Origin of the sequence: Streptomyces sp. NPDC002055 (assembly GCF_040296705.1) — a bacterium.
GTDB lineage: Bacteria > Actinomycetota > Actinomycetes > Streptomycetales > Streptomycetaceae > Streptomyces.
In genome coordinates this window covers 22,322-32,508 of sequence record NZ_JBEOXS010000074.1, presented here as the reverse complement: position 1 = coordinate 32,508, position 10,187 = coordinate 22,322, and the positions used below count along the sequence as shown (strand labels likewise).

Sequence of the window (10,187 nt, the reverse complement as noted above, 5' to 3'; positions counted from 1 at the left end):
CCCCCCCCCCCGGCGCCCCCCCCCCGGGGGGGGCCGGCGGTGGGGGGCCCCCCGGCGGCGGGGGGGCCCCCGGGGCCGACCCCCGCCGGCGGGCCACCCGGCGACGCCGGCTCATCGCCGGACTGTTCCTGCTGCCCGCGCTGCTGCTGCTCGGCGCGCTGGTCGCCTATCCGATCCTGTTCACCGTCGGCCGCAGCTTCTTCGACGCCGGCGGCACCCGCTTCGTCGGCGGCGAGAACTACACCGAGATGTTCCGCGACCCGGCCACCCTCACCGCGATCCGCAACAGCACCCTCTGGGTCGTGGTCGCCCCGGTGCTGCTCACCGGCCTCGGCCTGGTCCTCGCCGTCCTCACCGAGAAGATCCGCTGGGCCACCGCGTTCAAGCTGCTGATGTTCATGCCGATGGCGATCTCCTTCCTCGCCGCGGGCATCATCTTCCGCGTCGTCTACGAGCAGGACCCCGAGCGGGGCGTGCTCAACGCGGTGGCCGTCGGCGTGCACGACTCCTTCGACCAGGGGGCGTCGTTCCCCACCGCCCGGCCCCGCCCCGGCCAGGGGCTGACGAAGCAGCAGGACGGCTCCTACCGGACGGCGCCGGACCTCGGCCCGGGCAGCACGGCCGCCCTCGGCCTGGTCGGCGTCCCGCCGAAGGACCTCCCCGAGAAGGCGAAGCCGGCCGAGGACGCCGCGTCCGCGAAGGCGTCCGGCAACGAACTCCGGGGTGTCGTCTACGTCGACTTCACCCCCGGCGGCGGCGGAAAACCGGGCCGGGTCGACCCGGCCGAGCGCGGGCTGCCGGGCATGACGGTCGAAGCGGTGCGCGGCGGCAGCGTCGCCGCCAAGGCCACCACGGCCGCGGACGGCTCGTACCGGCTCACCGGACTGCGGCCGGGCAGCAGCTACGCCCTGCGGCTGCCGGCGGCGAACTTCGCCGAGCCCTACCAGGGCATCGCCTGGCTCGGCCCCGCCCTCGTCACCCCCGCGATCATCGGCGCCTACCTGTGGATCTGGACCGGATTCGCCATGGTCCTCATCGGCGCCGGCCTGGCCGCCCTGCCCCGCGAGGTGCTGGAGGCCGCCCGGATGGACGGCGCGAGCGAGGGCCAGATCTTCCGGCGGATCACCGTCCCGCTGCTCGCCCCGGTGCTGACCGTGGTCTTCGTGACCATGGTGATCAACGTGATGAAGGTCTTCGACCTCGTCTACATCATCGCCCCCGGCCCGGTGCAGCAGGAGGCCAACGTCCTGGCGATGCAGATGTGGCTGGTGTCCTTCGGCGGCGGCAACAACCAGGGACTCGGCAGCGCCCTCGGCGTCCTGCTGCTGCTCCTGGTGGTCCCGGCCATGGTCTTCAACATCCGACGCTTCCGCAGGAGCCAGACATGACCACCCTCCACGCCACCCCCCGGAAGCGGCCGGCGGCCCGGCTGGCGCAGTGGGCCGGCGGCGGACTGGTGCAGGCCGTTCTGGCGATCATCGGACTGCTGTGGCTGACCCCCGCGCTCGGGCTCTTCCTCGCCTCGCTGCGCTCCGAGGAGGACAACGCCACCACCGGCTGGTGGCACGCCGTCACCGACCCCGGCGGGCTCTCCTTCGACAGCTACACCGCGCTGCTGAAGGACGCGGGCATCGTCCAGGCGTTCTGGAACACCGTGCTGATCTCGGTGCCCACGACCGTGGTCGTGGTCGTGGTCGCGGCCCTGGCCGGCTACGCCTTCGCCTGGCTGGAGTTCCCCGGCCGGGACTGGATCTTCCTGATCGTGGTGGGCCTCCTCGTCGTGCCCGTCCAGGTCGGGCTGCTGCCGGTCGCCAAGCTGCTCGGCGGGCTCGGGCTCTTCGGCTCCATCCCGGGCGTGGTCCTCTTCCACGTCGCCTACGGCCTGCCGTTCGCGATCTTCCTGCTCCGCAACTATTTCGCGGAACTCCCCCAGGAGATGCTGGAGGCCGCCCGGATGGACGGCGGCGGCGAATGGCGGATCTTCGTCCAACTGGTCCTGCCGCTGGGCCGGCCGGCCATCGCCAGCCTGGCCATCTTCCAGTTCCTCTGGGTGTGGAACGACATGCTCGTCGCACTGATCTTCGCCGACAGCGACTCCCAGCCGCTGACGGTGGCCCTGCAGTCGCAGATGCGGCAGTTCGGCAGCAACATCGGCGTCCTGGCGCCCGGGGCGTTCCTGTCCCTGATCGTGCCGGTGGCCGTGTTCTTCGCCTTCCAGCGGCACTTCGTCCAGGGGGTCATGGCCGGCTCGGTCAAGTGACCTTCCCGCCGCCGCGCCGGGCCCGGTCACGCGACCGGGCTCACGCGGCTCACACCTCCAGCAGCACCGTGAACGGGCCGTCGTTCGTGAGCGAGACCTTCATGTCCGCTCCGAACCGGCCCGTTTCCACCTGCGCGCCCAGCGCCCGCAGCTGCGCGACGACCTCGTCGACGAGCGGCTCGGCGACCTCACCGGGCGCGGCCGCGTTCCAGGTCGGCCGGCGACCCTTGCGGGCATCACCGTAGAGAGTGAACTGCGAAATCACCAGGAGGGGTGCATCGAGGTCCGAACACGACTTCTCCCCCTCCAGGATCCGCACGGACCAGAGCTTGCGCGCCAGTTGGGCCGCGGTGGCCGCGGTGTCCTCATGGGTGACCCCGACCAGCACACACAGGCCCGGACCCACGATCTCGCCGACCGTCTCGCCGTCCACGACGACCGCGGCCCCGTTCACTCTCTGCACCACTGCACGCATACGGACCATCATGCCCTGCACCCGTCCGGGTCCCATCAGGTGCGGTGCCGATGCACGTGCAGCGCGCACAGTGGCACGATGCTCACAGGCGGTGCGCACGTCGGTGACCTGGCGCCGCACCGGACGAGGGGACGGATACGCATGAGCACATCTGGAGCCGGGAAGACACCCGGTCCCGTACCTACAGCCCGTACGACCACCACCACGCGCCCGCCGACGCAGAGGACCAGCTCCTTGTCCGACACACCGCGGCACGAGCTCCGGGAGCTGTGCCTCCCGGAACTCCGGGCGCTCCGCCGCGAGTCGCAGCAGGAGGAGGCCGATCTCAGCTACGTGCGGCGGCTGCTGCAGGGGCGGATTGACATCCTCGGCGCCGAGCAGGGACGGCGGGCCGCCCCCGAGTCGCCGGTCGTCGACCGGCTGCCGGAGATCCTGGCCGACGGCCCCGCCCGCAACCGCTCGGCCCGGCACGTCTCGCTGCGCACCCCGCACGGCGAGGAGGCCCAGCGGCTGGCCGAGGACATGCTGGCCGAGGTCGAACTGTCGGACCTGGAGTCCCGGACGGACGAGGAGCTCCACGGCGCGATGGGCCGGCTCGCCCGCTGCGAACAGCAGCTGTCCCGACGGCGGCACCAGCTCCAGCGCACGGCGGACGACTGCAGCGCGGAGATCGCCCGCCGGTACCGGGCGGGCGAGGCCCAGGTCGACGACCTGCTCGCCTGATCAGGGACTCGCATGATCAGGGACTCGCATGATCGCGGAATGGCCTGACCGCGACCGGCCTGACCAGGTACGGGCCTGGTCAGGGACGTGCCTGACCAGGGGCCGGGAGCCGGACTGCCGGACTGCCGGCACCCGGGCCGGTCACCGGTCACCGTTACCGGCCATCGGCGATCGTTACTGACCAGCGGCCGCCGGCTGCCGGCCGCCGGCCCCGGCCCCGGCCCCGGCCCCGGCCCCGGCAGGAGTGTCCGGCGGCCGGCACCGTGCGACGGGCGGTTCGTACGGCCCGTCCGGCCCGCCGCAGGCGCTCCGCGCCGACCGGGCCGGACGGTCGTCTGCACCCGGAATGCGGGGCCGGGCAGCGCCCGGAAAATCGTGTGCTCGGGCACGGCGGGCTCACCTAGCGTGGAGACATGAGCCTCGACATCCGGACCATCGCCGATTCCGAGCTGACCGACTGGATACGCGCCGTGTTCACCGGGTTTCTCCAGCCGCATGACGCCGTGGAGGAGGAGACCGAGGCCCGGCGGGCGGGCATCGACCCGGACCGCACCTTGGGCGCCTTCGACGCGGGCCGGTGCGTCGGCACGTTCCGCAGCTTCTCCCAGGAACTCACCGTGGTGGGCGGCGCGGCCGTGCCGGCCGACGCGGTCACCAATGTGACCGTCTCCCCCACCCACCGCCGGCGCGGGCTGCTCAGCCGGATGATGGCCGACGACCAGGCCCGCGCCAAGGAGCGCGGCGATGTGGTCTCGACCCTGATCGCCGCGGAGTACCCGATCTACGGCCGGTACGGCTTCGGCCCGGCCACCTGGGCCACCCGGTGGCGGGTCGAGGTCGGGCGGGCGGGGCTCGACCCGCGCTGGTCGGGCCCGGACGACGGCGGCCGGGTGGACCTGGTCGACGGCACGGACGTCCGCAAGCTGGGCCCGGAGCTGCACGAACGGCTGCGCGCCGGCCGGCACGGCGCGGTCGGCCGCGACGAACGCTGGTGGCGGATCAACACCGGCGACATCCGCCTCCCCTCCGCGTCGTGGAAGGAGCCGTTCCATGTGCTGTACCGCGCGGCGGACGGCCGGGTCGACGGGCTCCTGACCTACACCACCGACGACCACTGGACGGACAAGCAGCCGCACTGCCGCGCCACGGTGCGCGACCTCGTCGCGACCACCCCGGCCGCGGAACGGGCGCTGTGGCACTTCCTGCTGTCGATCGACTGGATCACCGAGGTCAACACCAACTTCCGCGCCCCGGACGACCTCCTCCCGCTGCTGCTGCCGGACCCCCGCGCCGCCCGGACCGTCGAAGCCGCGGACTGGCTCTGGATCCGGCTGCTGGACGTGCCGCGCGCCCTGGAGGCCCGCACCTACCCGGTAACCGGCTCGCTGGTACTGGACGTCCACGACCCGATGGGCCTGGCCGCCGGACGCTTCCGGCTGGACGCCTCCCCGGAGGGCGCGACCTGCACCCCGACCACCGCCTCGGCCGATCTGACCCTGGGCATGACCGAGCTGGGCAGCCTCTACCTCGGCGACGAGTCGGCGGTCCGGCTGACGGCCCTGGGGCGCGTCACGGAGGACCGCCCGGGAGCCGCAGCCCTGGCGGACACCCTGCTGCGCACCTCCCGCCGCCCCTGGTGCCCCGACGTGTTCTGACACCGCTTCCGGATCCGCGCCGGCCTCGTGCCGACTCCGTGCCGGGCTCCGTGCACACCTCGTTCCGGCCTCGTTCCGGCCTCTTTCCGGTCGGGGCCGGGCGGGTATCCGGGCGGGACCGGGCGGGTATCCGGGCGGGACCGGCGTCGGCCCTGCCCGGCCTCGGGCGCGTACAGGCGTCAGCCGCGCGCAGGCCTCGTCCAGGTGCAGGGGTCAGCCGCGTGCAGGCCTCGGCCGCGTGCAGAGGTCAGCCGCGTGCAGGCGTCAGCCCGGCAGTGCGGGGACCGCGGATTCCAACACCACGTCCAGCGCCCGCTCGGGGTCCGAGGCGTAGAGGTGGCTGAACCACGCCATGTTCGCCTCCACCACCGCCCACTGGGCCTCGAGCCCCTGGCGGCCCAGGACCCGGCCGACATCCAGCACACAGGCGCGCGGCAGCGTCCACCCGTGGGCGTCCAGCAGCTGCTGGACGAAGCCCTCCACCTCCGCGCGCTCCGGGCAGGAGGCGAGCGGAGCCGGATCGAGACGCCCGTACGTGGCGTAGCGACTGCCGGTGCGGATCTCCCCGTCGAGGAGGAAGATCCGGAACTCGGCGGCGAAGGTGACGATCTCGCTCACCTGGACCGGCGTACCGGCCGGCAGGTGGTCCGGCAGGGCCTGCCCGTCGGGGTAGACGTCCGCCGCGAAGGTCTTGTCCACCGGCGGCTTGGCGAAGAACGCGTGCGGCAGCTCCCGGGCCGCCGCGAGCGGCAGTTCGCGGATGGTCCGGCCGGTGAAGCGGCGCGGCAGGGCGAGCAGCCAGTCGGCGGCCGGTTCGAGGAGCGTCACCCCGAGCTGCGGGGCCACGGCGGCCGCGAACAGCGGACCGCCGTAGAGGTGGGCCGGACGCAGCTCGCGGAGGCGGTCCGGAACCGTACGGGACGGCGGCAGTTGCTCGACCGCCAGCCCGCGGCCCGCGGCGGCCTGCGCGAGGAGCGCCCCCGTGGAGGTGTACTGCGGGGTGAGGACGAGCAGTCCCGGTTCCGTGCTCACGGCACTCATTCCGCGCCCGGCCGCGTCCGCCGGTCCGGGCCCGGTCCGGCGGCCGGCCGCCCCGGACGAAGCCGGCTGCCGGCGACGTCCGGGCGGACCGCAACGGCCGACATCTCGTGGCCGGGCGGGCGGCCCGGGGCGGGAAACGGCGTCCGATCGCTCATGAGCGGATCCTATGCAGGCCCCCCGGCCGACCCCCAGGGGGTTTGCGCCCTGGGGAGCCCCCGGCCGTCGGCGCGGGGCGACCGTCCCTACGGAACCCTCTCGGCGCACTGATCCACGGCGGCCGACCGCCGCCCCGGAACGGCCGGAGCGGGCCCACCGGCCTTGCCCCGACGGGCCGTTCCCCCGAGGCGTCCCTCCCGCGCCTCTGCCAGGGGCGCACGGAGCGACACCGCCGCGCCGACGCCCGCCGCAGGCCCGGCATCCCCCGCGCCCCGACGGCCTTCGGGCACCGGATACCCGCACAACCTCCACAACCCGACCGCGACCACGGGAAAGACTCCGACGACGAGTGGCGAACCGACGGGTTCACCCCGGTATCGCCCTGCATGGCAGACAAGTCGCCCCTGGTGACCCACCCGTTCCACGGCTAGCGTCAGGCGTCCGTGGCTGAACCCTTACCCTCACCGGGAGTCCACCGTGAAGCGCCGTTCATTGCCCGTTGCCGCCGCGTTCGCCGCAGCGGCGGCCCTGATGCTGACAGCCTGCGGGAGCGGAGACGACACCGGCGACGACAACGACAGGATCGCCGGGGCCGAGCAGGGCAGCCGGAAGAAGGCCTCGCCGACGGCGGAACAGTCCGGCGCTGCCGACCGGCCCAGCATCACGTTCCCCAAGGGCGTGAAGAACGAGTTCCGGAACTGGCGGACCGGCAAGCCCGCCGAGGACGCCGTGCTGGCGGATGTGGCACAGACCGTGAACGCGGTCGACGACGCCATCCTCAAGGGTGAAGAGGACTCCGCCACGGTCGCCTATTACCGGCAGGGCAAGGCGCTGCTCAGCGCACAGAAGTGGATTCACGCCTGGCTGGCGGATGACCTCACCTTCACCGGAGTCACCCGCTACTTCCGGCCGGACGTGGAGGTCGTCGACAAGGACACGGCAGCCGTCGTCTACTGCGCGGACGAGTCCAAGGCGGTCAACAAGAACCGCAAGACGGGAAAGCTGGACACCTCCCCCTCCGACGAGAGCCCGTTCGTCACGTACAGCAGCCAGTTGAAGAGGAACGACAAGGGCGTCTGGCAGACAACGGAGATCGTGTCGAAGCGAGGAGAGAAGACGTGCGCCTCCTGACCCGCTCCACCGCGGCCCTCGGCGCCCTCGCCGTCGCTTTCGGGATGCTCACCGGCTCCGCGGAGGCCAAGGGCCCCGGGGAGTCCGAGTCCGAGATCAGCACCAGCGGCAAGAGATCCGGAACCGAACTGGTGTCCGGAATCACGTACTCGGGAACGACCAGGGGCAGCGGCAGCAGCTCCGGCAAGGTCACCCCGGCGGGCGACTGGACACCACCGGCCTGCTGGTACGAGCCCCGCTCGGCCAAGGAGTTCTCCACGTACGTCGAGGGCATGTACGAGGAGACCATCAACACCCCCGGGCAGCACAGCTACGCCAAGGCGTCGGTGGGCATGTTCCGGGACGAGTACAAGGACGGCAAGTACCGGAACTACAACCTCGACCAGGCCGATCAGGGCAACTGGTGGGTGGCGGTCCGCGACGAGGACCGCTGGATGGAGCCCGCGGCCCAGACCTGCGACCGAGCGCCGTTCTGGGTGGAGAACGGGGACACTCCCGACGTTCCGCAAGCCGTCACACCCGAGATCCTGGCCGAACTCGCCTACAACAGACTGCGACTGCCGACCGCCGAGGTCAGCCTCAACCCCGAGCAGAACGCCAAGGTCAACCTTCCGACGTGGGCCTGGCTGAACAAGGCGGCCTTCAAGCCGGTCGAGGTCACCGCGCAGCTGAACGTCGCCGGGCTCGACCTCCGGGCGACCACGCGGGCCAAGCCCGTCTCCCTGAAGCTGGAGCCGGGCACCGAGGACGCCGAGACTCACCCCGCCTCCGGCGAGTGCGCCCTGGGCGAGGACGGCTCCATCGGCGAGCCGTACACCCGGGGGGACGGGGACCGGACACCGCCTTGCGGGATCACCTACCTTCGCGCCTCCGGCGACGGGACGTACCCCTTGAAGGCCACCATCACCTGGGAGATCAGCTGGACGGGGACGGGCAGCCCGGAGCCGAAGCGCCTGCCCGACGGCACCTTCGGCACCACCCGGAACATCACCGTCCAGGAGATCCAGGCGGTCAACCGCTAGCCCGGGACCGGCCGGGCGCCCGGCACCCGCCGGCCCTGCACACCCGCGCCAGAGCCCTCCCACCCTCACGGCAGTGCACCCGCCCCGTACCAGCCACCTGCGACCCCCACAATCAAGCCAACTACCATGATCACGCTCGTACTTGACCGAAGAGAGGGCGCACACTCGCATGAAGAAGATCATCCGCGGGGCGGCGGTGCTGGCCGCCGCGACGGGACTGGTGATGGGGACGCAGACCGGCGCGCAGGCCGCGGACCGAACGGGGAGCATCGCCGGCGGATCGTTCGCCTACATCGACAAGAGCAACACCCTGACGGTGACCGACACCAAGACCGACAACGCCTGGGCGGAGGTCGTCGTGTTCAACAAGCGGTGGCCGGGCGGGGCCCTGGAATGCAAGGCCGAAGGCGCCGGGAAGACCAAGCGGTGCAGCCTCAACGGCACCGACACCCGGAAGAACGAGAAGATCGAGCTGTGGCTGCGGGTGCTCAACACCCACGGCAAGTTCAGCTCCAAGCGGTACTACACGACGGCCTGACCCGTCCCGGAACCACGGTCCGCTCCGGTCGGCCGGCCTCTTACGGCCGCCGGCCGGAACGCCTCGCTCCGGCCGCCGGAGCGAGGCGCGCGGGCAGGTGGTCGGGGGCCGCAGGGCTGACCGGCGCGGCGGCGGCGAGAACCCGGCGGGATTCCGCCCGAGTGACGGGAACTTCATTGACAGAAGGTGTCAGGGAGCCTCCGGACACTGGGTGCCATGATCCTCAGCTCCCCTCCGGGCCGGGCCGAACGGCTGCTCGTGCCCGCCGCCTTCGCCACCGTCCTTGGCCAGACTCTGGTCGGTGACCTCAGCACCGAGTTCAGCCGACTGCTCACCAGCTGGAACCTGCCCTGGGGCGACACGGCCGTCATCGACCGCGACACCTACCTGCCGGTGGTCAACGGACGGCCCTTCGAGACCCTGCAGGCCTCCGGCGGGGCATCGCCACCTCCGTCAACCTCGCCTACAGTCTCACGCTCCTTGCCTTCGGGCTCGACCACTCCGACGTTCTCGTTCCATCGCTCCTCGTGATCGATTCACCGCGCAAGGCCTTCGGCAATAACGCCTCCGACCGGCAACGCGCGGCCGAGGTCTACAGTCGCTTCAGAACGCTGGCTGACGCATATGGCGAATGCTTGCAACTGATCATCGCCGACAATGACCCCCGCCCATCACCAGCGACTCCTTCGGCAAGGTGGAATTCGACTACGAGAACCCCATGGTGCCCGGCGTGGATCACCCCGGCCCTGATCAGGTCACTCGCATCGAGAGCCAGTCAGATAGCTGACGATCTGGGTGTCTCGCGAGAGACGGTACGCAAGTGGCGGTCCCGGTTCGCCGCGAACCGGCTGGAGAGCCTGGCGGACCGACCGCGTTCGGGGCCACCGCGAAGGATCACCGACGAGCAGGTCGGAGCCCTAGTCGCTAGAACGCTCGGCCAGGCGCCACCGACGGGTGATTCGCACTGGTCGACACGTTCGACAGCCGAGGCGGAGGGCATGTCGCAGTCGGCCGTCTCGCGGATCTGGCGGGCGTTCGGCCTCAAGCCGCACATCGTGGAGACCTGGAAGCTGTCGACCGACCCGCAGTTCGTGACCAAGGTCCGCGACGTGCTGGGCATCTACCTCCGCCCGCCGGAGAACGCTCTGGTCCTGGCGGCAATTGGCCGACGTCACCGCCCCGAGGG

General features: G+C 71.9%; 10 protein-coding genes and 1 pseudogene. 9 read left to right on the top strand and 2 right to left on the bottom strand.

Going from position 1 to position 10,187, the window contains the following annotated elements; all coding sequences use genetic code 11:
* The first annotated feature begins 113 nt into the window (after positions 1-113).
* Together ABT112_RS30700 and ABT112_RS30695 are read left to right on the top strand one after the other, a co-directional pair.
* A complete protein-coding gene (locus ABT112_RS30700) occupies positions 114-1,388 on the top strand; it encodes an ABC transporter permease subunit (protein ID WP_351515057.1) in 1,275 nt (424 codons plus the stop codon).
* Positions 1,385-2,260: a carbohydrate ABC transporter permease gene (locus ABT112_RS30695; RefSeq protein ID WP_351515055.1), complete on the top strand. Its 876-nt coding sequence runs from the start codon at positions 1,385-1,387 to the stop codon at positions 2,258-2,260. The genes ABT112_RS30700 and ABT112_RS30695 overlap by 4 nt, the downstream gene beginning before the upstream one ends.
* A gap of 49 nt (positions 2,261-2,309) precedes the next feature.
* On the opposite strand, the gene dtd is transcribed toward ABT112_RS30695, so the two are convergent.
* Positions 2,310-2,735 carry a D-aminoacyl-tRNA deacylase gene (gene dtd, locus ABT112_RS30690; RefSeq protein ID WP_351515054.1) on the bottom strand — a complete coding sequence of 142 codons (426 nt, stop codon included), beginning with the start codon at positions 2,733-2,735 and terminating at the stop codon, positions 2,310-2,312.
* 141 nt (positions 2,736-2,876) lie between these two features.
* Between dtd and ABT112_RS30685 the strand changes: the two genes are divergently transcribed.
* Entirely contained in the window at positions 2,877-3,458 is a 582-nt protein-coding gene (locus tag ABT112_RS30685) for an RsiG family protein (protein ID WP_351515053.1), read from the top strand.
* Positions 3,459-3,871: 413 nt separating this feature from the next.
* Positions 3,872-5,113: a GNAT family N-acetyltransferase gene (locus tag ABT112_RS30680; RefSeq protein ID WP_351515052.1), complete on the top strand. Its 1,242-nt coding sequence runs from the start codon at positions 3,872-3,874 to the stop codon at positions 5,111-5,113.
* A 264-nt stretch (positions 5,114-5,377) separates the two neighbouring features.
* Here the strand turns inward: ABT112_RS30680 and ABT112_RS30675 are convergent, their stop codons facing one another.
* Positions 5,378-6,145 carry an ATP-grasp domain-containing protein gene (locus ABT112_RS30675; protein WP_351515051.1) on the bottom strand — a complete coding sequence of 256 codons (768 nt, stop codon included), beginning with the start codon at positions 6,143-6,145 and terminating at the stop codon, positions 5,378-5,380.
* 642 nt (positions 6,146-6,787) lie between these two features.
* Here ABT112_RS30675 and ABT112_RS30670 point away from each other — a divergent pair.
* The 5 genes and pseudogenes from ABT112_RS30670 to ABT112_RS35480 all read left to right on the top strand — a co-directional run.
* Positions 6,788-7,441 (top strand): hypothetical protein, encoded by a 654-nt coding sequence (locus tag ABT112_RS30670; RefSeq protein ID WP_351515050.1) that lies wholly within the window; start codon positions 6,788-6,790, stop codon positions 7,439-7,441.
* Complete coding sequence (locus ABT112_RS30665) at positions 7,429-8,463, top strand: hypothetical protein (RefSeq protein ID WP_351515049.1); 1,035 nt, start codon at positions 7,429-7,431, stop codon at positions 8,461-8,463. The genes ABT112_RS30670 and ABT112_RS30665 overlap by 13 nt, the downstream gene beginning before the upstream one ends.
* A gap of 169 nt (positions 8,464-8,632) precedes the next feature.
* Positions 8,633-9,001, top strand: a complete 369-nt coding sequence (locus tag ABT112_RS30660) for a hypothetical protein (protein WP_351515048.1) — start codon at positions 8,633-8,635, stop codon at positions 8,999-9,001.
* 216 nt (positions 9,002-9,217) lie between these two features.
* Positions 9,218-9,532 carry a hypothetical protein gene (locus ABT112_RS30655; RefSeq protein WP_351515047.1) on the top strand — a complete coding sequence of 105 codons (315 nt, stop codon included), beginning with the start codon at positions 9,218-9,220 and terminating at the stop codon, positions 9,530-9,532.
* A gap of 242 nt (positions 9,533-9,774) precedes the next feature.
* Positions 9,775-10,158 (top strand): annotated as a pseudogene (locus ABT112_RS35480) (helix-turn-helix domain-containing protein); the annotation flags it as partial.
* Between the last annotated feature and the right edge of the window lie 29 nt (positions 10,159-10,187).